This window comes from Methylomonas albis (assembly GCF_014850955.1).
Classification (GTDB): domain Bacteria; phylum Pseudomonadota; class Gammaproteobacteria; order Methylococcales; family Methylomonadaceae; genus Methylomonas; species Methylomonas albis.
This window is the reverse complement of the sequence record NZ_JACXSS010000001.1, coordinates 4,552,822-4,575,778: the sequence shown is the minus strand read 5'-3', so window position 1 is coordinate 4,575,778 and position 22,957 is coordinate 4,552,822. Positions and strand designations below refer to the sequence as shown.

Annotated in this window: 25 protein-coding genes; 8 read left to right on the top strand and 17 right to left on the bottom strand. The window is 51.4% G+C overall.

What is annotated here, in order from left to right:
• Positions 1–132 precede the first annotated feature (132 nt).
• The gene (locus EBA_RS20520) at positions 133–654 is read right to left on the bottom strand and encodes a hypothetical protein (RefSeq protein WP_225616661.1); all 522 of its coding nucleotides are present in this window, start codon (positions 652–654) and stop codon (positions 133–135) included.
• Between EBA_RS20520 and EBA_RS20515 the strand changes: the two genes are divergently transcribed.
• Both EBA_RS20515 and EBA_RS20510 read left to right on the top strand, forming a co-directional pair.
• A complete protein-coding gene (locus EBA_RS20515; RefSeq protein ID WP_229427409.1) occupies positions 638–2,761 on the top strand; it encodes a TonB-dependent receptor in 2,124 nt (707 codons plus the stop codon). The genes EBA_RS20520 and EBA_RS20515 overlap by 17 nt on opposite strands.
• A gap of 140 nt (positions 2,762–2,901) precedes the next feature.
• The gene (locus EBA_RS20510) at positions 2,902–4,143 is read left to right on the top strand and encodes a sialidase family protein (RefSeq protein ID WP_225616381.1); all 1,242 of its coding nucleotides are present in this window, start codon (positions 2,902–2,904) and stop codon (positions 4,141–4,143) included.
• Positions 4,144–4,202: 59 nt separating this feature from the next.
• Here EBA_RS20510 and EBA_RS20505 read toward each other — a convergent pair whose 3' ends face one another.
• Positions 4,203–5,099 (bottom strand): phosphoribosylaminoimidazolesuccinocarboxamide synthase, encoded by an 897-nt coding sequence (locus EBA_RS20505; RefSeq protein WP_192376435.1) that lies wholly within the window; start codon positions 5,097–5,099, stop codon positions 4,203–4,205.
• A 69-nt stretch (positions 5,100–5,168) separates the two neighbouring features.
• Here EBA_RS20505 and djlA point away from each other — a divergent pair, with 69 nt between their 5' ends.
• A complete protein-coding gene (gene djlA, locus EBA_RS20500) occupies positions 5,169–5,972 on the top strand; it encodes a co-chaperone DjlA (RefSeq protein ID WP_192376434.1) in 804 nt (267 codons plus the stop codon).
• Positions 5,973–6,058: 86 nt separating this feature from the next.
• Here djlA and EBA_RS20495 read toward each other — a convergent pair whose 3' ends face one another.
• From EBA_RS20495 to EBA_RS20440, 12 genes are all read right to left on the bottom strand, one after another.
• Positions 6,059–6,220: a hypothetical protein gene (locus tag EBA_RS20495; RefSeq protein ID WP_165917754.1), complete on the bottom strand. Its 162-nt coding sequence runs from the start codon at positions 6,218–6,220 to the stop codon at positions 6,059–6,061.
• A 156-nt stretch (positions 6,221–6,376) separates the two neighbouring features.
• The gene (locus tag EBA_RS20490) at positions 6,377–6,937 is read right to left on the bottom strand and encodes an IMPACT family protein (protein ID WP_192376433.1); all 561 of its coding nucleotides are present in this window, start codon (positions 6,935–6,937) and stop codon (positions 6,377–6,379) included.
• Positions 6,938–7,681 (bottom strand): ABC transporter ATP-binding protein, encoded by a 744-nt coding sequence (locus EBA_RS20485; RefSeq protein ID WP_192377354.1) that lies wholly within the window; start codon positions 7,679–7,681, stop codon positions 6,938–6,940.
• The gene (locus tag EBA_RS20480; RefSeq protein ID WP_192376432.1) at positions 7,678–8,439 is read right to left on the bottom strand and encodes an ABC transporter permease; all 762 of its coding nucleotides are present in this window, start codon (positions 8,437–8,439) and stop codon (positions 7,678–7,680) included. Before EBA_RS20480 ends, EBA_RS20485 begins: the two co-directional genes overlap by 4 nt.
• A complete protein-coding gene (locus EBA_RS20475) occupies positions 8,439–9,404 on the bottom strand; it encodes an ABC transporter substrate-binding protein (protein WP_324615367.1) in 966 nt (321 codons plus the stop codon). Before EBA_RS20475 ends, EBA_RS20480 begins: the two co-directional genes overlap by 1 nt.
• A gap of 115 nt (positions 9,405–9,519) precedes the next feature.
• Complete coding sequence (locus tag EBA_RS20470) at positions 9,520–12,819, bottom strand: EAL domain-containing protein (protein WP_192376431.1); 3,300 nt, start codon at positions 12,817–12,819, stop codon at positions 9,520–9,522.
• 49 nt (positions 12,820–12,868) lie between these two features.
• Positions 12,869–13,348, bottom strand: a complete 480-nt coding sequence (locus EBA_RS20465) for a HugZ family pyridoxamine 5'-phosphate oxidase (protein ID WP_192376430.1) — start codon at positions 13,346–13,348, stop codon at positions 12,869–12,871.
• Positions 13,345–13,923, bottom strand: a complete 579-nt coding sequence (locus EBA_RS20460) for a DNA-3-methyladenine glycosylase I (RefSeq protein WP_192376429.1) — start codon at positions 13,921–13,923, stop codon at positions 13,345–13,347. The genes EBA_RS20465 and EBA_RS20460 overlap by 4 nt, the downstream gene beginning before the upstream one ends.
• A complete protein-coding gene (locus EBA_RS20455) occupies positions 13,923–14,282 on the bottom strand; it encodes a YajD family HNH nuclease (RefSeq protein WP_192376428.1) in 360 nt (119 codons plus the stop codon). Before EBA_RS20455 ends, EBA_RS20460 begins: the two co-directional genes overlap by 1 nt.
• 15 nt (positions 14,283–14,297) lie before the next feature.
• A complete protein-coding gene (gene moaA / locus EBA_RS20450; RefSeq protein ID WP_192376427.1) occupies positions 14,298–15,302 on the bottom strand; it encodes a GTP 3',8-cyclase MoaA in 1,005 nt (334 codons plus the stop codon).
• A gap of 358 nt (positions 15,303–15,660) precedes the next feature.
• The gene (locus EBA_RS20445) at positions 15,661–16,923 is read right to left on the bottom strand and encodes a hypothetical protein (protein ID WP_192376426.1); all 1,263 of its coding nucleotides are present in this window, start codon (positions 16,921–16,923) and stop codon (positions 15,661–15,663) included.
• A 155-nt stretch (positions 16,924–17,078) separates the two neighbouring features.
• A complete protein-coding gene (locus tag EBA_RS20440) occupies positions 17,079–17,534 on the bottom strand; it encodes an arsenate reductase/protein-tyrosine-phosphatase family protein (protein ID WP_192376425.1) in 456 nt (151 codons plus the stop codon).
• 87 nt (positions 17,535–17,621) lie between these two features.
• On the opposite strand from EBA_RS20440, the gene EBA_RS20435 reads away from it, so the two are divergent.
• From EBA_RS20435 to EBA_RS20425, 3 genes are all read left to right on the top strand, one after another.
• Complete coding sequence (locus tag EBA_RS20435; RefSeq protein ID WP_192376424.1) at positions 17,622–18,035, top strand: putative toxin-antitoxin system toxin component, PIN family; 414 nt, start codon at positions 17,622–17,624, stop codon at positions 18,033–18,035.
• The gene (locus EBA_RS20430; protein WP_192376423.1) at positions 18,032–18,268 is read left to right on the top strand and encodes a toxin-antitoxin system HicB family antitoxin; all 237 of its coding nucleotides are present in this window, start codon (positions 18,032–18,034) and stop codon (positions 18,266–18,268) included. Before EBA_RS20435 ends, EBA_RS20430 begins: the two co-directional genes overlap by 4 nt.
• 166 nt (positions 18,269–18,434) lie before the next feature.
• Positions 18,435–18,854, top strand: a complete 420-nt coding sequence (locus EBA_RS20425) for a DUF1801 domain-containing protein (protein WP_192376422.1) — start codon at positions 18,435–18,437, stop codon at positions 18,852–18,854.
• Between the two features lie 38 nt (positions 18,855–18,892).
• Here the strand turns inward: EBA_RS20425 and EBA_RS20420 are convergent, their stop codons facing one another.
• The gene (locus EBA_RS20420) at positions 18,893–19,891 is read right to left on the bottom strand and encodes a hydrolase (protein ID WP_192376421.1); all 999 of its coding nucleotides are present in this window, start codon (positions 19,889–19,891) and stop codon (positions 18,893–18,895) included.
• Between the two features lie 132 nt (positions 19,892–20,023).
• Here EBA_RS20420 and EBA_RS20415 point away from each other — a divergent pair, with 132 nt between their 5' ends.
• On the top strand, positions 20,024–21,124 hold the full coding sequence (locus EBA_RS20415; protein WP_225616380.1) for a transglycosylase SLT domain-containing protein: 1,101 nt from the start codon (positions 20,024–20,026) through the stop codon (positions 21,122–21,124).
• A gap of 39 nt (positions 21,125–21,163) precedes the next feature.
• Here EBA_RS20415 and EBA_RS20410 read toward each other — a convergent pair whose 3' ends face one another.
• Together EBA_RS20410 and EBA_RS20405 are read right to left on the bottom strand one after the other, a co-directional pair.
• Entirely contained in the window at positions 21,164–21,460 is a 297-nt protein-coding gene (locus EBA_RS20410) for a hypothetical protein (RefSeq protein ID WP_192376420.1), read from the bottom strand.
• Positions 21,461–21,928: 468 nt separating this feature from the next.
• Complete coding sequence (locus tag EBA_RS20405) at positions 21,929–22,204, bottom strand: MFS transporter (RefSeq protein WP_223146718.1); 276 nt, start codon at positions 22,202–22,204, stop codon at positions 21,929–21,931.
• 19 nt (positions 22,205–22,223) lie between these two features.
• On the opposite strand from EBA_RS20405, the gene EBA_RS20400 reads away from it, so the two are divergent.
• Positions 22,224–22,823, top strand: coding sequence for an SDR family NAD(P)-dependent oxidoreductase (locus EBA_RS20400; protein ID WP_223146717.1), 600 nt, complete (start codon positions 22,224–22,226; stop codon positions 22,821–22,823).
• The last annotated feature ends 134 nt before the right edge of the window (positions 22,824–22,957 follow it).

Below are 22,957 nucleotides of genomic sequence, written 5' to 3'. Positions count from 1 at the left end.
AGCTAATCAGCGGATTTTATATAAACTATGTTATTTAACTGATTTGTAGTGTGTCAAATAACTTATTATTTAGTTACTTTAGTGTGTTTTTGCGATTATCTGTCAATAAGGCTTTGATAGTTATGCTTGATTTTAAAAGGTGTGAAAATTGCTGGTGGATACGAGTTGCTGAATATGTGTGTGTGAAAACACTAATAAACTGTTGCCGTTTATTCGACAAAGTTGAGTCAGCAAAACGACGCAACCGGCCTTAGGTGATTTTTGAGGCAGTTTGTACCCCCATTGGCAATGCCAAATATGTCGCTCAGTGAACGGAAAATTGCTTGGTTTGGGGATATTTATTGCCATAAAGCGCCTTAATTTAAGTACCTTTATAATTTTCAAGCCCATGAAACACTCAAAAATCAAACTAAGCCCCAAGCCGTCTGTGCTTGGGGCCATACTGCTCACAGCTCTTCCTGGATTGAGCGCTGCTGAAACAGCCCAAAATGTTGTCGCTGATGGAAAAGCAAGTAACAGTTTGACAGCAGTATTGCCGGAAATGACTGTTACTGCCGAAAGCGGAAAAGCCGCTACCCAAACAGCTACAGAAAAATATAAATTGCCTGCGGTTACCGAAAGCGTTACCCGCGAGAAGATGGAAGATACCATCAACGTGATGAACACCGAGGATGCGATCAAGTATTTGCCTAATATTCTGGTGCGCAAACGTTATATCGGCGATAAGGAAATGCCGGTGTCGATGCGTACGTCCGGGACCGGTTCCAGCGCGCGCAGCTTGATTTATGCGGATGGCATCCTGTTGTCGTCATTGCTGGGAAACAATAACAGCATGACCGGATCGCCGCGCTGGAATATGGTATCGCCCTCAGAAATCGAGCGGGTTGACGTGATGTATGGACCGTTTTCCGCAGCCTACAGCGGTAACTCAATCGGTGGCGTCATCGATATTACCACGCGGATGCCCGAGAAATTCGAGGCCGGCGGCGGCGTACAGTCCGCTTGGCAAGAATACGATGTATACGGCCATACCGACGTCTATGACTCTCAGCAATACACAGCAAACTTGGGTAGCCGGCATGGCGATTTTTCCTGGCGTTTTGACGTCAGTCATTTGGATGCGCATAGTCAACCAATCAGTTATACCTATCTTCCTACTAGTTCTGGCGCAGGTGGTGTGGCCGTTACTGGCGCTGTCGGCGATGTCGATAAAACTGGCTCCCAAAGAATATTTGCAATTGGTGAGGGTAATATCAGGCATACGGTGCAGGATAACTTTAAGTGGAAACTGGCTTACGACATTACGCCTACGCTAAAAGCTTCCTACACATTGGGTTTGTGGCAAAACGACGAAAGCGGCGGCTTCAATAGCTACTTGCGCAATGCCAGTACGGGTACGCCAGTCAATAGCGGTTTAATCAATATGAACGGTCGGAACTATAATCTGGGTTCCACGTTTGCCGAGAACGACTACCAGCAGATGCATTGGTCGCACGGTATGGCGCTGAAGTCGAATACCGGCGGTATTTTCGATTGGGAACTGACTGGCAGCGTAATCAATTATGGCCAGGATGAACAACGGGCTCCCACCGTTGCGCCAAATCTTGCGGCTGCGGGTGGTGCGGGAACCATTACCAGTTTAAACGACACCGGCTGGCATACTGTCGATGCCAAAGGTATATGGCGTCCGGATTCCGCATGGGGGCCTCACCATGTCAGCTTTGGTTTTCATCATGATCTTTACGAGTTAAACAACCAGCAATATGCAACCTCCAATTGGATTTACGGTGGCCAAGGTCGTTTAAACACCAATTCGCAGGGAAAGACCGAGACCAATGCTTTCTGGCTTCAAGAGGCATGGACCTTTGATCCCGATTGGACGCTGACATTGGGTGGACGATTAGAAAACTGGAATGCCTTCGATGGCACCAATACCGGCACCAATGGCAGAACGATCAATCAATCTAACCGCAGTGATTTACGGTTTTCGCCAAAAGCATCGCTGGCCTGGAAGCCGACCGATAGCTGGAAATTTACCAGTTCTATTGCGCAGGCTTACCGGTTTCCGACGGTGACCGAACTGTTTCAGGGTACCAATATCACCGTAAGCGGGACATCTAATATCGTCAATCCCAATCCAACTTTAAAGCCTGAAGAAGCATTGTCCTCCGAGCTTTCCGCACAATATTTCTTGAGCGAAGGTTCGTTGCGCTTGAGCTTGTTTCACGAGAAAGTCTACGATGCCATCTATAGTCAGACCACTTTCAGTCCGACCACCAATTCAACCTTGTCCTTTGCACAGAATATCGACCAGATCAGCACCTATGGTTGGGAGTTTTCCGGTGAGCACAGTAATGTCGTTTTCGATGGTCTGGATTTGGCGGGTAATGTGACGTGGGCGAACTCGCGTATCGATAAAAATGCGGCCTTGCCGGCTTCGGTTGGTAAGTATCAGCCTAGAGTGCCCGAGTGGCGCGCTAGTGCCACAGCCACATACCATGTGACTAAAGATTTTACGTCTTCAGTCAGTGGCCGCTATAGCAGTCAGCAATATGGACAGATCGATAATAGCGACGTCAATCCGGATACTTACACCGGTACCGGTAGCGCGTTTTTTGTCGTAGATACCCGCGCCAAATACCAACTGACCAAGCAGCTGACGCTTTCAGCGGGTATCGACAATATCACCAATGAAAAATATTGGCTGTTCCACGTGTTTCCGCAGCGCACTTATATTGCTGAATTGAAATTTAATTATTAATCAAGTATTCAGTATGATTCAGCAAGGATTGCGGGGAATGCGATCAATCCTTGCTGTGTGTTAAATAACACAGTTTAATTTTATCCGTTCAAGCGGGTAATACTGTTCGTCACTTTCCGGATGCTTACTAAAAGACCATGATGAAATTTCATACCTCGCTGGCAATTATTAGCTCATTGATTTTAAGTGCTTGCGCCGGAGAGTCGACAAGCATCCGGCAGGATGTTCAGTCGGCTAAACACGAGCAGCATGCGGACAAAAAAACGTATTGCGCTGATTCCCAAACAAGTCCGACAATCGAGTGTTCCGATACCGTGACGGCGACATTTGACGATAAAGGCACTCTGTGGTTGGCTTGGGTGGTCCGTGATCATGTTTATGTACAATCGTCGGCCGATAAAGGTGTGAGCTTTTCCAAGCCGGTCGCAGTGAATACCGAGTCGGAATCGATTGCTGCGCACGGCGAATACCGGCCGAAAATCAAGCTCGATGCGCTAGGGAATATATACCTGACCTGGACCCAGAATCTGGAAAAACGCCATACCGGCCACATTCGCTTCAGTCGTTCGACGGACGGTGGAAAAAGTTTTTCCAAGCCGGTGACGGTCAACGACAATCCGGATGTGATCGGCCACCGCTTTGATGCGCTGGCGGTTGGGAATAACGGTGAGATTTTCGTCGCCTGGCTGGATGCGCGCGACAAGGAAAAAGCCAAGGTCGCTAAGCAAGAGTTTGCAGGCACCGCCGTGTATTATGCTTGGTCGGACGATGGTGGTAAAAGCTTTTATCCCAACAAGGTCGTCGCGCCGCATAGTTGTGAATGCTGCCGCTTGGGTGTGGAAATAGATGCCGACAATTTGCCTGTCGTGCTATGGCGGCATGTCTATGACGGCAATATTCGCGACCATGCATTGGTTAAATTCACTGATTGGCACACGCCGGGAGCGGTGCAACGCGTCAGCGAAGAAAATTGGAAAATCGATGCCTGCCCGCACCACGGTCCGGCCTTATCGATTGCCAATAATGGTGTTTACCATGCGGTTTGGTTTAGTGGTGCTGCTGACAAACAAGGCTTATTTTACGGTCATTCCAAAGATGGTGGCCTAAGTTATTCGTCGGCCTACCGCTTTGGCAATCAAGGCGCCAAGCATCCCAACGTGTTGGCGCACGGCGAGCACGTAGTGGTGGTCTGGTCGGAATTTGACGGCAGTAACAACCTTTTGCAATTGATTGAATCGGCAGATGGCGGCTTGAGTTGGTCTCAACCTGCAGTGGTCGGAAAAACGGCGGAAAGCGCGGACGATGCTTTTCTGTTGAGCGATGGTGAGAATGTTTTTCTATCCTGGCAAACTGCGCAGGCTTATCAATTCAAGCCGATTTAGGTTTTAGTGATCGAAGACCATCCCGCTAGCGGCGCGGGATGGCAGTCCGAATAATCAGTTCAATTTCCAATCAGTTTCAGTTCCGCTTCTCGGTATTTCTCCGCGCATTTTCTACTGACGTCTTCCGGCAGCTTGGGTCCTGGCGCGGTTTTGTTCCAATCCAGGGTTTCCAGATAATCGCGCAGATATTGTTTGTCGAAGCTGGGTGGGCTAATGCCGACCTGATATTGTTCAACCGGCCAGAACCGTGAGGAATCCGGGGTCAACGCTTCGTCGATCAAATATAGGTTGCCGGCTTCATCCAGGCCAAATTCGAATTTGGTATCGGCAATGATGATGCCGCGCTCATGGGCGTACTCCGCCGCTGTGGTGTAGAGTTGCAGGCTGGTGTCGCGTACTTTGGCGGCCAGTTCTTCACCCATCAACGCCACCGTATCGGCGAAGCTGATGTTTTCGTCATGGGTGCCCATTTCCGCTTTGCTGGACGGGGTGAAAATCGGTTGCGGCAGCTGCTGAGCTTGTTGCAAGCCGGTAGGCAGTTCGATGCCGCACACCGAGCCGCTGTTTTGATAATCCTTCCAGCCGGAACCGATCAGATAGCCGCGCACGATGGCCTCCACCGGCAGCGGTTTCAGGCGTTTGACGATGATGGCCCGCCCTTCCACTTGCGCCCTTAACGCCGGATCGGGAATCACATCGGCCAGCGCTAAGTCGTCGCTTAAATGATTGGGAATAATATCCCGCATTTTTTCGAACCAAAAATTACTCACCCTGGTCAACACTCGGCCTTTACCGGGGATCGGATCGGGCATGATGACGTCGAATGCCGACATCCGGTCGGAGGTGACGATCAGCAAATGTTTATCATCGATTTCGTACATATCGCGGACTTTGCCGCGGCCGAGCAATTTCAAATGCGGCAGGGAAGATTCGTAAAGTGCGGCGGGGGCATTCATAATACGTGTGTGGAGTCAGTGAAAAGTGGCTGCAATTTTATCATTAAACCTGTTGAGGATAAGAAACGCATGAGTTGGCTGGGCAAGTTGGTAGGCGGAGCGTTTGGCTTTATGTTGGGCGGGCCGTTGGGGGCGATTTTCGGTGCGTCGGTAGGGCATCAGTTCGATGCCGGCCTGGAAGGGATGGCCGGCGAGTCATTTAATCCTGGCGCTCAACAGCGCGTACAGATGGCATTTTTCACCGCTACGTTCGCGGTGATGGGCCATGTCGCCAAGGCTGATGGCCGGGTTTCCAATGAGGAAATCGGCTTGGCGAAACGGGTGATGGACAATATGGAGCTCAGTCCGGAACTGCGCGAAGCCGCTATCCAATTGTTTCAACAAGGTAAGCAGACGGATTTTCCGTTGGCCGAGGTGCTGCGGCAGTTTCGTGTGGAATGCCATCGTCGTACCCATCTGGTACGGATGTTTGTGGAAATTCAAATTCAGGCTGCGTTTGCCGACGGCGTCTACGATGCCAAAGAAGAAAGGCTGTTACTGGATATTTGTGCGCAATTGGGCGTTTCGCGTTTCGAATATCAGCTCATCAAGGGGCAAGTGCAGGCGCAACATCGTTTTCAACACTCGGGCGAACAGTTCCATATACCTAAATCCGGCTTGTCGACATTGGAAGATGCTTACGCTGTGTTGGGCATATCCGCGACGGCGGATGATGCGGATGTGAAAAAATCTTATCGGCGCTTGATGAGCCAGCACCATCCAGACAAATTGGTGGCTAAAGGTTTACCTGAGGAAATGATGCAGATGGCCAAGCAAAAGACTCAGCAAATCAGAAAAGCCTACGAAACGATACGCGAAGCAAGAGGGTTTTAAAAAAGTGCCCGCCAGCCACGGAGATGGCTGACGGGCTTGAGATAAACAGAGCTACTGCTTAACAACGAGGGAGGTACAACAAAAACTTAAGCGCGGAACGAGCCGGTAAAATCCAGATTGCTGGAGATAGTCGCGGCGCCGAACAGCATGGTAGAGATGATGAACTCGCCAGACATGAAGCCAAACACGCCGGTGGTGAAAAACAGGCCGGTAAGTACGTCTCTATAAAGATTGTTCGATTTGTTCATTTTTGCTCCTAGACTGAATACAGTCGATACTAATGAAGACGACTTCACTATAAACTTTATTTTTTTATTTACAATATAGGTGATAGTGGATTGTTTGTTTCTTTTATGGAAACAATTATGAAATAAAGCTGTCATCTGGGGCTGGTATAAGCCCATTTAATCCAGGAATGCGCTAAGTGCGGGCAGATTGCTCTTGGGTAATTTGACGGTAAGCCGTACCGAATCGGAAAAATCCTGCCCGATAATATTACCGTCCCACTTTTTCAGTTGGTATTCCAGTGCTTGCAGTCGGTGATAATCCAGGCTCAATGTTAGCTCGACAAATTCAATGTAATCGATGATGTCGGCGGCTTCGATGACTTGCTTGGCGGCATTGCTGTAAGCACGCGTCAAGCCGCCGGCGCCCAGTTTTACCCCGCCGAAATAACGAATCACCGCTACCACCAGATTGATTAATTGCTTGCCTTCCAGGTGCTGAAAGATCGGTTTGCCGGCGGTGCCGCTGGGTTCGTCGGCGTCGTGAAAGCGGCAAACAAGGCCGTCGGCTGACTGGATGCGGTAGGCGTAAACGATATGGCTGGCATCGGCATAGCGTTGCTGTAAATCCTTCAATAACAGCAAGGCGTCGCGTTCGGTTTGGCAAGGGCTAATGATGCCGATGAAGCGGGATTTCTTGATGATTTCCTCGACTTCACAGGTTTTGACGACGATTCGCACTTATAAAAGCCCATTAATGGCCGGATGCTGACTGAGCAAATGCTCCCGAAACGCTTCGATTTGCGCTTCGTCGTTACGCAGTTCGCGCGGGATGTTCACGGCAATGTCACTGACAATCCGCATCGGCGGCGGCGATAGAAAAATCAGCCGGTCGGCCAAGGCAATAGCCTCCCGCAAGTCGTGACTGACGAACAGCACGGTATGCGGCCGTTGTTGCCACAGCGAATACAATAAATTGCGCACCTGCCTGGCACTAGGTGCGTCCAGCGAGACGAAAGGTTCATCCATCAGCAGGATGTCCGGATTGATCGCGAAGGCGCGGATGATGGCGGCCCGCCGCTGCATGCCCAGCGACAAGCGTTCCGGATAAACTTGCTGCACATCGCTCAGTTGCATGTCTGCCAATAAGGCGTCGATCAAAGCGGCAGGCGGCGTTTGCGAAAATACGACTTCGATATTTTGGCGGACCGTATACCAGGGTAATAGTCTGGGGTTCTGAAACACATAACCGATTTTGGCGGTCGCGGCTTGGCTGCCGATACGAATTTGCCCTTGGTAATGACTGTCCAGCCCGGCAATCATGTTCAATAAGGTAGTCTTGCCGCAGCCGGACGGGCCGAGCAAGCAGACGAATTCGTTACGGCCCACGCCGAGCTGTAAGTCGGCAATCGCTTGGTGTTGGCGGTCATCGACATGCCTGGAGCGATAAGTCTTATCCTGGATGCTGATGGTAATATCGTTCATCGCCGCCACCGTAAGGCTTTGCGGTCCAGCGGCCGCAGCAATAGCCATTCGATCAGTTGGATGACCGCGACGAAGGCAAAGGTGTAGGCCAGTAGGCTGGCGACATCAAACAATTGAAAGAACAGATGCAGCTGATAGCCCATGCCATTGCTGCGGCCGAGTAGTTCCACCACCAAAATAATTTTCCAGATCAGCGCCAAGCCGGAGCGCGTGGCGGCCATCACGAACGGATGCAACTGCGGCCAAATCACATGTACGAAGGTCTTTTTACGGTTAAAACGATAGCTTTCGGCCATTTCCAACAAGTCCTTGTCCAAGGCCCGCGTGCCTTCGCGAATAGTGACAATCACATTCGGCAGTTTATTGATCACTACCGCTAGAATCGCCGCCGACTCCGCCAGCCCGAACCAGACATAGCAAAGAATAATAGTGACCAGTGCCGGGATATTCAGAAATATCACTAGCCAATTATCGAAAAAGGCATCCAGCGTCTTATTTTTTCCCAGCATCACCCCTATCGCGCACCCTAGCACCATGGCGATTGTGAAACTGACCAGCAGACGCAGCAACGTTAGCCCTAAATGGTAAGGCAGTTCGCCCGATTGGGTTGCTTGCCAAAATACCCGAGCGACGTGGGCCGGATAGGGCAGCGTGTGGCTATTCACCAAGCCGGCCGCCAGCTGCCAGATGCCCAGCAGCACTAACAGAGACAGTAGCGTGAGGAGCGTATGGTTAAATTTAAAAGTGCCCCTCAACATCAATCGGCCGACCAGAATGTCCCCGCTTGTATTTGGGCCGATTGGCCGGTCAACTTATTGTTGCTGAGTTGATGCAGCAGCGCATAGATTTTTGCGGCCGCGTTTTGTTGCGTGGGCCCCCATTGTTCTACCCGGCCCTGGCAATAACGCTCTCTGAGTTTCTGTTGTTCCTTAGGGCTGGTCGCGTCGGTGAGCGGCACGATTTTCTGCCATTCGGTATCGGCGCTGCACAGGGTGTCGTGGGCTTGTTTACTCAGACTCAAGAACTGTTTCAAAGCCGCTTTATGTTGATCGGCCCAGTCCTGCTTGAATACATAGCCAATGCTGGGCACGGTTTCGTTGATGCCGAGTTGGCGGATGAGGTCTTCGCCGGTCAATAGCGCCCGGTAGCCTTGACCTTCCAGATGCGCGGCAAATTGCCAGAAGGTCAGTAAGGCATCGACGCGTTTTTCGAGTAGCTGCTGGCTTAGTAATGGCGGAGCACCATAGATTTTTTCCACGCCGGCATTCAGGTCCAGTTGTTGTTGCTGACCCAGCGCCTGTAACAGCAGCCAGTTTTTATCCAGCTCGCCTCCGGCTATGCCCAGCTTTTTGCCTTTTAGATCGGCCAGGGACTTGATTGGGCTATCGCCCGGTACCAGCAATACCCCGGAGGTGTCAGAAAACGGATAAAAACTCAAATTCGTGCCGGTGCCACGCATGCTGGAAGTCCAGATCCAGTCGGAGACGATCACATCGACCGAGCCAGCTTGCAGCGCAACCTTACCGGCTTGTTGATTGGCAACCGCGATGTTTTCCACATTGAACTCTGCGTTGTCCAGTAGCCCTTGATTACGCATCGCCGCCAGCTCCCAATTTAAGGTGCCGGCGGCCATAGCGCCTATGCGGATAGTGGGTTTGTCATCGGCGTTGGCAAATTGCGGCAATAAAGCGGCAATGGCAAACAGGCAAATTTTCATATTCATCTTCAAAGTCCCTAGTCTGATGGTTAATGTGACGATTTTAACGCAGCCGTCAGGAATATGAGAATGTTTGTCGGGCTTGAGGTGGCGCTTTCTATGTCCTGCGCTTAATGCTCCATTACCCGATGGGTAGCAATCTGTCCTCCAGCTCAAATGCGGCGGCCGATACCGGCCGGCCGGTGTAATAGCCTTGGTAGGATAGGCAGCCTTTATTGCGTAAAAAAATCAATTGTTCCTGGGTTTCCACGCCTTCAGCAATCACGTGCAAACCTAGATTTTTGGCCATGTTGATAATGGTTTCCACAATCACTGCGTCGTTGGGGTCGCTGGCGATGTCTCTAACAAAACTCTGATCGATCTTCAATTGGCTGATGGGCAATTTTTTTAGGTAAGACAGCGAGGAATAACCGATACCGAAATCGTCGATAGATGTTTTCACACCGAGTGTTTGTAAGTCGCGCATTTTTTCCACGGTATCGTCGATGTCACTGATGACGCAGCCTTCGGTCAGTTCGATGACCAGGCGCTCGGCCGACAGTTCGGCGTCTACCAAAATGCGTTTAACTTGATCGACGAAATCGGCTTGGCGGAATTGTCGGGAACTGACATTAACTGCTACGTGGTGAATAGGTAGGTTTTGTGCGTCCCACACTTTGATTTGCCGGCAGGCCTCGCGCATTACCCATTCGCCGATGGGTAAAATCAACTGGGTATCTTCGGCAATCGGGATAAACTCCGCCGGCGAAACCATGCCTTTTTCCGGATGCTGCCAGCGGATCAGCGCTTCGGCACTGACCACCTTGCCGTGGTGATCGACCTGGGCCTGATAGTGCAGTAAAAACTGCCGTTGTTTCAGTGCCTGGCGAATCTCTTTTTCCAAAGTCAGACGGCGATCGGCGGTTGCCTGCATCGAGGGCCGGTAAAAACTAATGCCGTTTCGGCCGCTTTCCTTAGCCCGATACATGGCGGTATCCGCTTGTTGAATGATCGCTTCCGGCTGCTCAGATACCTCGGGAAACAAAGTAACGCCTATGCTGGTGGAAAAGTGATGTTCGCTGCCCTGCACCGTGAAAGGTTGATTGATGGTGTGCAGGATTTTTTCCGCCAGCATCGCCGCGTGACTGGTCGCTTGCGACAGTTGCGAATAGCGGCCGGGTACCATCACGATAAATTCGTCGCCGCCCAGCCGACACGCGGTGTCTTCGTCGCGGATAAGCGATTTGAGACGTTGGGCAACCTGGATCAGCAATTCGTCGCCCACTTGATGGCCGCGCGAGTCGTTGAGGGTTTTGAAGTGGTCCAAATCCAGAAAAAACAGAGAGCCGTAATAGCTTTGGCGTTTGGCGGCGGCGATTTCCTGCTTCAAGCGGTCCAGTAATAAGCGCCGATTCGGCAAGCTGGTCAACGGGTCGTAAAACGCCAGTTCATGGATTTCCCGCTCGGCGGCTTTTTTCTCGCTGATGTCGGAAAAAATTGCCACATAATTAAGTAGAAGGCCCTGCTCGTCCCGCACGCCGGTAACCGTTAGCCATTCCGGAAATACGTCGCCGTTTTTGCGCCGATTCAAAACTTCGCCCTGCCATTGGTTATCCCTGGTCAAGGCATTGATCAAGGCTTGGATAAATCCCGGGGCTTGATGGGCCGACGACAGAAAGTCCGGCTGCCTGCCAATCACTTCGTCCGCGCTGTAACCAGTGATTTTGTTAAAGGCGTTGTTGACGCGCAAAATCGCCCCATCGGCATCGGTGACGATAATGGCCTCGTGTGATTGGAAGGTGGTCGCGGCTATGCGCAGTTCGTTTTCTTGTTGTTTGCGACGCTCGATCTCAGTGTTCAGGGCTTGATTGCTGCGCAATAAGTCTCGGGTTTTCAAGGCTACTAAATCTTCGATGCGGGCGGTACGTCCGCTCATCAGCATTAAACCAAAGCCAGTCAGGCCGCAGAGCAAAAAACTCCCGGAAAGCAGCCACCAAACCGTCCAGGAATGTTGTTGGGTATAAAATTCCGGCAAGGGTTGATATTCAAGGGTCCAGCTCTGGTCGGCGACGGCCAGCGTTTGTCGTCTTATGGGGGGCAGGTAGCTTTTTTTCGATTCAGCGCCGACTCGCGCGCTACTGTATAACAGCTGGTCTTGATCATAGATTGCTACCGACAACTGTATGCTTTGCAGGCGTGCGGACAACTCCTGAACTTCGCTGCTTAATTTAAAAACGTTGCCGACCAAACCCACAAAAAATTGCTCGCGCTGGGCGCTGGAGTTAAGCGATTTTCCTTTGAGATAAACCGGCGAATAGATGGCAAAGCCAGGTTGATTGTCGTTGCATACGATACCGGCCGTCACCACGGTTTGGCCGGATGTGATTGCTTTATTGATTGCAGCCAACTGCTGCTGATTGCTGGCGATATCGAAGCCGATATTTTGCTGGCTGCCGAAGGCATAGGCGATAGGTAAATAAATGTCGCGTTTGCCTGCGGGAATCAGCTGTTGGTTGGCGTCTCGTTCGTGGATGGTGGTTTCCACCCGGTGTTCGAAGGCGGTGCGTTCGTCGGCATTGATTCTGGGGATCCACTCCAATGCCTCCAACTCCGGATGTTTAGTGAAAATGGTATGGGCAAATAGCCTGAACTCGTTGGGATCGACCGATTCCGAGCTGTCGAACAAGGCTTTGAGTAACTGATTGTTCAGAATGTCGTCGCTGAAATGCTCTTGAAGGTTGATATGGGTCAGAATGACATGGTTTTCGAACAGTTCGTTGATACGCTGGTTTTCCACGCTACGACTGTAGACAAAGGCGACAATCACCAACAACAGCGAGATTAATAAGGGATAGGCCACGAATTTTCGCCGCTCCCGCCAGATATGGCGCGGCGTACCGATAAACAACAGCAGCAAGGGCGTAAAGATTACCGTGCCTATCGCATCCCCTATCCACCAGGTACACCAGTTCAGGCCGATTTCTACAGCATCGATAGTATCGAAAATATACAGAAAACTTGCGCCGATGCTGGCCGAGACCAAGCAGCTGGCTATTGCCAACAAGAAAAACCAGACGATATGTCGATCTTCCATCAGCGGATTGTATTTGCCTATCCAACGGTTGATCAAGGCTGCGCCAAGCAAGGGCTGGGCGATGGCGCCGACGCTGGCGGCGCCACCCATCAAAATGGGCATGGACCAATCGTCTGCAGTGGCTAGATCCGCAAAAGTGTATATTTGCGTGCATAGGGTGCCGATAATCAGCCCGGGCAATATTCTGGAGCCATAACCCAGTAGCGCTGCCAGTGCGATGCCGGCTGACGGCCAGATTGGGCTGGCATGGCTGGGCGGCATCGCCAGCTGATGGCCTAAATAACCGCCGGCAAAATAGGCCAGAGCCAGGGCGCTGTTGAGCAGAAGGAGTCTAAGGGGGGCTGACATGCTTAAACAGGCGTACTCTTGTCATGGCCGAGGGCAGTGCAAAAGCCGTTTATTGGATTGCAGGTAAGGGAACGCCATTCTCGATATCGATGCTAAATGCTCTGCCGAAGCCGGCGACATATTGGCCGCGCAAAGGCGTTAAGGCCAGTAAATGAAAATCCGCGAGTGAGCGTAAAACGGCGATAGTTTCACCGAACCGGTCTTGCAGCATATCTAACAACTCGGCATATGCTACCTGCACTTTATCGATTTCACCGACGGCACATTCGAATACCAAGCGGCGTCTGGCAAACGGATTGACTGCTTCGGCCTCAGGCTCGATGAACATGATAGATGCCTGGCCTTGGCGCAGCATATTGCCGGTATGCCGCGCCAATTGGCTAACATAGATGTAATAGGTGTTTTGGTATTCTAAAAACGGCGCATAACTGACTTCGGGGACCCCATGCTCGGAGCAACTGGCGATTACCAGGCTTTGGCTGTGGGCAATTAAACTCCGGTAATCGGTTGCGAGCGGTTCGGAACTCATGGTGTTGTGGTGGCTATCAGTTGCGAGTGGCGGAAACAATCGACGGTGTGATCGTTGACCATACCCACCGCCTGCATATAAGCATAGCAGATGGTTTTGCCGACAAACTTAAAGCCGCGCTTTTGCAGGTCTTTGCTCATGCTGACCGATTCGGCGGAATAAGCCGGTATTTGGCTATGGCTAAGCCAGTGATTTTGCCGCGTTTCGCCATCGACAAAGCGCCAGATGTAGTGGTCGAAACTGCCGAATTCCTCTTGCATTCGCAAAAAGGCCTGGGCGTTGCTTATCGTGGATTCAATTTTCAAACGGTTTTTGACGATGCCGGGATTTTGCATGAGCGACGCCAGCCTCTTGTGATCGTATCTGACGATCTTGGTAGCATCGAAATCATCGAAAGCAGCGCGATAAGCCTCGCGTTTGTCGAGTATGGTCCGCCAACTAAGGCCAGCCTGCGCGCCTTCCAGTATCAGAAACTCGAACAACATCCGCTCGTCGTGTAGCGGCACCCCCCATTCGTGATCGTGATAATGTTCTTCGTTAGCGCTACCCAGCGCCCAAACGCATTTACTTGGCATCAGTCTTTTTTCATCAGGTTTTTCAGATCGGCAAATGGATTAAAAGTCGCGGCGGGTGCTTTGCCCTCCGATGTGGCTTTGCCGCCGTAACGCACGTGCTCTTCGTAGCGTTGATGCTCGTTGTCGTGGCAATACAGACAAAGTAACTCCCAGTTGCTGCCGTCGGGGGGATTGTGGTCGTGATCGTGATTGACGTGGTGTACGGTCAGTTCACGCAAATTTTTATGATCGAACTCCCGCGAGCAGCGTCCGCATATCCAGGGATAAAGTTTTAAGGCTTGTTCCCGGTAGCCTTTTTCCCGCTCTTCCTTATAGCGCCGGGCTTCGGCGACGATGTGATAGGCTTTGTTATCCGACATGAGGTCCTCCGTTGTTCAGCCGCCGGTGGCGTTCATGTGCCGCAAAATCACCGGCTGTTCGTAAATATTGAATTCGTGTTTTTCGGGTTTGATCTGCATCGCTTCGACTATGGTTTGTTTCAACATGGCTTTGTCGCCGGGATGTTCTCTGACGACTTGTTTTAGATCGACCGAATGATCGTTACCCAAACACAGCAGCAAGCGGCCTTCGGCGGTTAGACGTACCCGGTTACAAGTGCCGCAGAAATTGGCACTATGCGGCGAGATAAAACCCACTCGGCTATCGCTGCCCGCCACCCGATAATAGGCCGAAGGCCCGCCGGTCGAGTCGGCGACGGCTTCCAGCGTAAAGCGCTGTTGCAAATCCTGCCTGATCAAATCGCTGGGATAAAACGCGGCGCCGCGATGATGGTTGTCTACCGCTCCCAGTGGCATTTCTTCGATAAAGCTGATGTCTACGCCATGCTCGACGGCAAATTGCACCAGGTCACAGACTTCTTGATGATTGCGGTTTTTCAGAATCACCGCGTTGAGTTTGATGCGTTGGAAGCCGGCCGTTCGAGCTTTTTCTATGCCTTTCAGCACTTGCTGCAAATCGCCGGTTCGGGTCAGTTCCTTGAATTTGGCCGGATCCAAGGTATCCAGGCTAATGTTGATGCGCTTGACGCCGGCCGCTTTAAGGTCGTCGGCCATCTCGGCCAGATGCGAGCCGTTGCTGGTCAATACCAGTTCGTTCAAGCCGGGTACGCGGCCCAGGTCTTGCATCAAGCCTAATGCGCCCTTGCGCACCAGCGGTTCGCCGCCGGTAATCCTGATTTTGCCGACACCCAACTCGATGAAGGTTTCGCAGATAAAGCGGATTTCTTCCAGGCTGAGAATCTGGCTGCGCGGCAGAAAAGTCATGTCTTCGGCCATGCAATAGACGCAACGAAAATCGCAGCGGTCGGTAATCGATACCCGCAGGTAGTTGACCACTCTGCCGAAGCGGTCTATCAGTTGCAACGGTTTGCTAGGCGCCATTACATTCAAACAGAAAAATAAAAGGGGAAAATAGTAACACAGGGCGGTGCTACTGCCGCGTTGAGTTATTGTAGTTTGCTCAAAGAGTGGGAATGGTGTGATAAGTTCCTGAAGCGGCTCCCGGTTGGCTAGCTAGTCATTTTGTGAATCTAGCGTAATGTCAAGCCTTGTACAGGCCCTACGGAGAGTCGATTGGGGCAGACAAGCAAGGTTTAGACGGAATGCCGGACAAGACAGGAGCGGCTTTTAAAACCCCACTCCTGCCTAAGGCAAATAACGCGTGTTTTCGCTATGCCGGTTCCAATGCTAATGCGGGTAATGCCGAGGCATCTAAGGGAGAGATAAATCCGGTTGTGGTTTAATCGGCAATAACCGGCGCGGGCGGGCAGCACCGGTATTCTTGTGATTTTTCCAGTAATTCGATTTGCTTGCGCAGTAAATCATTCTCCAGTTGCATCCGCTCTTTAAGCAAAGGCTCGCAGACATCGCACTCGTCCAGACAGCCTTTAACGATGATGCCGGGTGTGGGCAATGAAAACTCCATTTCAAACCCGATGGTCTGTTTAGTTTCTTGAGAAACCTTGCCATTTTTGTCGATCAGGTTTTTAGCGATCAATTGATTATCGACTTCTTTTAGCGCTGTGGCCCGGGTTTCTGTATCCAATGGAATGCCGAAGTTTTGGTTGTTTCTTGATTGTAAGAAGGTATCTTGGTTGAGGTTGGCGGCCTCGCGGATACTAAAGGCAGCCGTCTTCATAGTGCTGGTTGCCGGAATATCTTGAGGAACCAGAGCTATCGGCAGACGTGGGCTGTCGGGCTGCAGCACCCCGCCAATCGGCGCATTGTCATCCAGCACCCGCCTTTCTATCGCAACCAGTTCGAATTTGATTTTTTGCTTTTTATTGAGCCGATAAAACAAATAAGAAACGGCATGGCATTTATTAAAGTTGGTAAATTCACGAGCAGACGCTTCGAAATGATCTTCCGATTCACCTTCGATATGGGTACGGCTGCTGACTTCGCCAATGGAAAGTGAATAGGCTTTATGCGTCGCGCTGACGGCTTGGGAGGCCGAGCTCTGCACGTGGGTTTTTTGTTGATTTAGATAATCGGCAATCGAACTGCTGTTATGGTTGCCGCTGGCATTGGTACTTGCACTGGCGCTTAAGCTGAACGGATTGATGCTGCCGCCGGCATCGCCGTGAAAATCCCAATGGCCTTCCGATGAATTGGAGGCATGTCCCGATTGAGCAGCGGATGAATCGGCCAGGTATTTTTGAGTAGCCGTCATAAAATACTGGTCTTCGGAGATTTGTTCGCTGCGATAACTTAATTTGGTTTCACTGTCGTAGCTAAAGCGACTTCTGCGGTCTGTTGTCGATAAGCGGACTTTTTCGCCGGGCAGCAAGGTGGTGCTGTAAACCGGATCGCCTAAAGTTAACCCCAAGGTGCAGCGTGAGTATTTAAAATGCAGGATGACTTCTACATTGACGCTGCGGCGGTTGTTGGCGGCTAGCACCGTGGGATAAGTCAGTACTCTGCTAAAGTTGATGACGTCGCAGTGGTCATCTTTGATTAAGTCAGGACAGCAAGGAATGGCTGATGAAATATGGGTTTCCATAGTAGTTCTCCGGCATGGCGAGTTAAGTGATTAAAGCCATGCTGAATGTATTCCACAGGCTGCCTGGTGTCTGTGACTTAATACCTTGAGAACCCGTGCGTCAGTTCACTCTAAAGCTTCCGCTTGCGCAGGATGGCGATTCGTTCAGCGTATCCTTAGCTCGCGGCATCGTTAGCCAAACGCCTTAGCAGCACTAGTACGGCGGCTTCTATCTGCGGCAAGGCCTCGCTTGGGTGAGCGTCTTCTATATCGTCTACCTGCCAGTATTCCACGCGTTCCACCCAGTCCGGGAAGCGGCTATGTAGCAAGGGTTTATGCTCGGTTTGCTTCAAGGCAATGATGTGCCGGGCCGCTGTCAAATCTTGCTCGGTCAGCGCAATCGGCGCACGGATGGGCTCGATAGGAATGTCGCGCAAGTCCAAGCCATGCCGGGTATGCGGCGAAATAGGTCCGGCATCGTCCTTCAGCAACTCGATAGCCAACCCACGTGAAAACGCCCGCCACGATAGCGCGTAAGCAGGCGCGTGATGGTTGAATAAATACTCGGCGAACCGGCTACGGTAGTAGTTGCCGGTGCAGAGGAATAGGACTTGGGAGTGAATGTTTGTCATAAAACTCTTTTCGGTTAGGCAGGCTTACATGAGAACAGGCAGTAAAGAATTTGTTTGAGTCATTATAATGGTGATACCGTATGTGGTATGCATGAGGTTATACTTGATACCAATGTTCTGTTCGCCGGCTTGTATTCCGCTAACGGCGCATCCTTTAAATTGCTGGAGCTTTTAGCCGGCGGGCAGTTGCAAACAGCCATATCGACACCACTTTTGTTCGAGTATGAGGATGTTTTGAAACGCAACCGTTCCATGCTGCAACTGACCGATGCTGAAATAGACATAGTGCTGGATAACCTGTGTGGATTTAGCCGTCATCAAAAGGTGTATTTTTTATGGCGACCTTATTTGCCGGACCCGAAAGACGATTTAGTCTTGGAGTTGGCCGTTGCTGCCCGAGTAAACACCATTGTTACCCATAATTTAAAAGATTTTGCCCGTATCGAAAAATTCGGCGTCGAAGCCATCACGCCAAAAACCTTGCTGGAGCGTTTACCATGAGTGCACTAAGTCTGAGATTGCCCGATTCCATACACCGCCATATCAAAGAGCTGGCGAGTAAGGAAGGCGTATCGATCAATCAATTCATAGCCAGCGCCGTTGCCGAAAAAGTCTCGGCCATCGCCACCGAAGACTACCTGCAGGCCCGAGCCGAACGAGCCGACAAAGCCGCTTTTCAGGCTGTTTTGGCTAAGGTGCCCAAACGTGAGCCTTTGGTTGGGGATGAGTTTTAGTGTTGGCGGGCTGCATAGGTAGATATAGCTGCTTCTGTAGAAAGTATTCCGATCTTGGGCTGATTGGATTGATGACTTATATCGGCTGAATGACTAAGCTTTTGTTTTTAACTTAAGTTGACGGCATGGGTATTTAACCCAACAACTCCGAGAGTCTTTGCCCTTTATGAAGCAATTTCTAAATACGACCGTCAAGGCAGTCTTCGACGACTATCCGTTGGAAATTCGTCGGAAAATGCTGGTGCTTCGCGAAGCAATCTTTGCTGTGGCGGCTAGCGAGGGTGTCGGACAGCTAGAGGAAGCCTTAAAGTGGGGCGAGCCTGCTTATATGACCGCCGAAACCGGATGTGGCAGTACGATCAGAATGGCATGGAAGAAAGAGAAGCCGAACCAATATGCCATGTATTTCACCTGCTCAACGAATTTGGTTGAAACCTTTCGGACGCTATTTCCGCACCGGTTTAAATACGAACGCAATCGGGCGCTTGTCTTTCAGGAAACTGAAGACGTCGACATGGATAGCCTGTCAATCTGTATTGCTATGGCCTTGACCTATCATCGGAACAAGCGACGAAAGCAACCTTAGGTGTGGAGCCGGTTTCTGTCTTATTCGCCAAGAGTATTTCACGTTGCCGTTGGCCATGGTAGGTGTTGCCGCAGAAATCCGCCAATCCGCCCCTCCAGCCAATATTCCGGCCTAAAAAACGAGCCTCCCACAAACCCCACATGCCCGCCGCCGGTGCAAACTTCCAATTGCACCTGATCGGATAGCTCTGCGCTGGTCGGCAGCACGCGCTCGGTCATGAACGGATCGTCCTTGGCTTGCAATACCAAAGTTGGGACGCGGATATGCTTTAAAAATTGCCGGGAACTGCTGCGCCGGTAATAGTCGTGGGCGTCTTTAAAACCGTGCAAGCCGGCGACAACCTTTTCGTCGTATTGCCAGAAGGATTTGATGCCCGATAGCTCGCCTAATTCCGCAATCCGTTCGGCTTGTTCCCGTTGACCGATATTTTGCAAATGCTTGAGCTTGACGCGCATGTGCTGTTTCAACTCGCGCAGTAAATAGTCGCGATAGAGTTTCGAGAAGCCGCGATCGAGCTTGTCGGCGCATTCGTTTAACAACAGCGGCACCGATACCGCCACTGCCGCCGATAACCCAATCTTATCGCCTTGCTCGCCCAGCCATTTTAATAACACGTTGCCGCCCAGGGAAAAACCTATCGCCGCCATCGCCCGGTCCAGAAAACGCTGGCGTAAGGTTTGGTACAAAAACTCAATGTCTTCGGTTTCGCCGGAGTGGTAACAACGCGCCATCCGGTTCATCTCGCCGCTACACCCGCGAAAATTCAGCGCCACGCTGGCAAAGCCGGCGGTAGTCAAGCTATGTTGCAAGCCAGCAATATAGCCTGAGCGGCTGCTGCCGGCCAAGCCGTGTAACAGCAACACCAGCGGCCGGTCGTCATTGTCGATCCAATCGATGTCCAGAAAGTCGCCGTCCGGCGTTTCCAATCTTTCGCGGCGGATGCCGGCTGGCGGCGATATGCGCCGCAAAAAGGCCGGATAGATCGTCTGTAAATGCGGACTGTTCAGCCACCAGGCTGGGCGGAAGGCATTGTGCATGGTTGTGGACCTGCTTTATAGTAGTTATAGGGCGGCATTGCCAGCAGGACTATACCGCCAGTATCGCCAAACGCCAGCGCTAGTATTATCGGCCGGTTTTTCGCCGTTGCCGATCTCGATTTTTTCGGATTAATGCCACATGCTTTATTACTGTCGATGACTCGGCCAATCACTCTAGCCAAATCTCAGCCAAGATCGGCGCAACCCGCTCGCGCCAAAGCCGGCAACGGCCGGAAGTCTCCCGGCAAACCGCGCCGCAAAGCCAAACTGCCGAGCAAACAAAACTGGTGGTTGATCGCTTTAGAAGGCGTGGCTTTGGTGGTCGCGGCGGTGTTGGCGACCATGTTCATGTTGGGCTACTCGGCCAGTTGGTTGTCAGGTTCCGGCTTTTTTACCAGTCTGTTGCCGTTTGCATTTGGGGTGGTGGTTTTGATGCTGGCTTCCGCTGCGCTATTGCTGGCGTGGTCGCGTTTGCGCGCTTGGCTGCATGGCCGATTGGATTACCTGCCCGCCGCACTGGCGGTGGGGTTGGCCGCTTCGAGCGGCTGGTTTGTGATGCATGACGGCTATATCCAGGTGTTTACGCATTTTCGCACCTTGGTCGGCGGGAAGCAGGAAGCCGAACGCGTAACGCTGGCCCATCAAGTCTATGCCGCGTATCGACGCCATGGTATCGGCGGATTACAGAAAATGATGGTGCGTGCCGATGCCTTCAATCCGGCAATCGAGGATGCCGCAAAGGCATTTGATGTCGATGTCAATTTACTGCAAGGCATCGCTGCTACCGAGTCATCGTTTATGCCGCGCGACAGCTTTGATGGTGGCAAAGGCTTGTTTCAGATTACCGCCGTGCCCAAAGCCATTACTCGCGAGGCCGCCGACGAGCTGGATGTCGATGAGTTGCAAGTCAACGACCCCAAGCATAATGCCTTTGTCGCCGCCGCCACCTTCAAACATTATCTGCAACAAATGAACGGTGATTTGTTTTTAGGCCTGCTGGCTTACAACATCGGGCCGCGCAACGGCGGTTTGCGTTTTATCATGCAGCAATACGGCGCCACCGACTTTGTGACCATGCAACCCTACCTGCAAACCCTGCCGCGCGACTACCCAATTCGAGTGTTGTCCTATGCCTTGGCGTTTAAGCTTTATCAGAAGGACGGCAAACTGCTGGCGTATGAAGAAGGCGATAACGCAATGCGGATTCAGCAGATGGGGATTCCGGGTTTGTAGGTTTGCTGCCAAGCCGCCGCTAGCGGGTAGCCGTTACAGTCAGGAAAATTTGACGATAATATCCTGTTGAATATGGCGAACCATGTGGCGGAGCTTTTCCGATTTAACCGGGATATGTCTCAGTGGATCATGTTGGCGCATCACGAATTCCCGAATCGCTTCATCGTTCCAGGTCTGATGGTTGTCATGCACCATCCGTACTACAGAATTCAATTTATTGGCGGTGTAAATCACATCGTCTTCGTTATCGTCATAATCCGAGTGTATCAAATCTTTTATGGCGTACTTAACTTGAGCGAGGGCATTATTGGCATCGAATGATGTGGCCTGTCTCATGATTATTTCTCCGGCTTTCAGTTTGTGTTGGCGGCTACTATCTCCTCAGGTCCTTAAATTAAACTTAATAAATGACGATTGAAGGACATGCTGCCGATAGCATCGAAAAAATAGTCGATGGCAACGAGTGGCGTGGCGCGGTATCAGCAAGCACGGTGTTCTGGCTGCCGCACTTCGAGATAGGCTTGTGATACAGAATGATGTTTGGATTGGTGGCAGAGGCCGAGTTCGGTGAGTAGACGTTAGCTGTTTCTAAAATCTAAGCGAGGTGCTGGGGATGAAAATACGCCAAAGCGGACGCTGGTTATTATTATTTTGTATAGGTTTGATCGTCTGGAGTTGCCCCGTTGTTGGCTGTCACCCGGTTGTGCCGATGACTGCAATGTATCCATTTTCTGACATTTGGCACATCGGGTTTTTTTGAATAAACCAATTTCTTTGATTAAAGAAAATGCATTCATTGAGTCTTTAAAATACAGGATTGGGTTCGCGGATAAAAATGACAATGCCGGTTGCTAGAAATGCAAACAAACCAGACGCCACAAAAGCCAGGTGGTAGTCACCCATCAGACTATGGACATACCCGGCACTGTAGGCGGCAATGGCCGCGCCGATTTGATGCGCGAAGCAAATCCAGCCGAACACCACGCCGACGTTTTGTTTCCCGAATAAATCCGCTGTCAAGGCCGAGGTTGCCGGAATCGTGGACAACCAATTCATGCCGTAAATTATCGAGAACAGCATTAGTTGTCCGGTGCTATCAATGTTGGGTAGCAGTATCAGCGTTGCGCCTCTGACCCGGTTACTCCCCCAGTTATTCTTGGTCAACAATGCCGGCATTGCCAGACTAAGCCCTGTGACTGAAGCGCCGGTGAAAGACTCCTTGTCGCAGATTGCATTGAATATAACGGCGCTGACGCGATTGACGCATGCCGTGCTGCCCGCGTTCAAGGCACGCAACGAAGGTGTCATTATCAATATCGCCTCGGTATTGGCCGTTCATACGTTTCCAGTGAGCTTGGTATACAGCGGCACGAAGGCGTTCGTGCTCAATTTCAGTCGCGGCCTACAGCAAGAACTGGCAAATACTGGGATTAGGGTTCAAGTGGTGTTGCCTGCCGCCACAGCCACCGAACTTTGGGATACCGCCGGGATGCCACTGACCGCGTTTCCAGAAGAAGCGGTGATGACTACCGAGCATCTTGTCGATGCCGCGCTGGCTGGTTTCGACCAAGGCGAGTTGGTCACCTGGCCCTCCCTGGCCGACGCCGGGCACTGGGATCGATACGACGCGCACCGGTCCGAACTCTTCGCGGCGACGCAAACCGGCCAGTCCGCGCCACGTCTAGCTACGCCAGCCTGATTATTTTCCATGTGAATAACATGCGCCGTTTTTTGATAACTCCACAAGCCGCTATAAATCGCATCTGGAAAGGCGCGGCACTGACTGGCGTTCTGATGATGAGCGCCACAGTGACGTAGGTCGTCATGATGTGG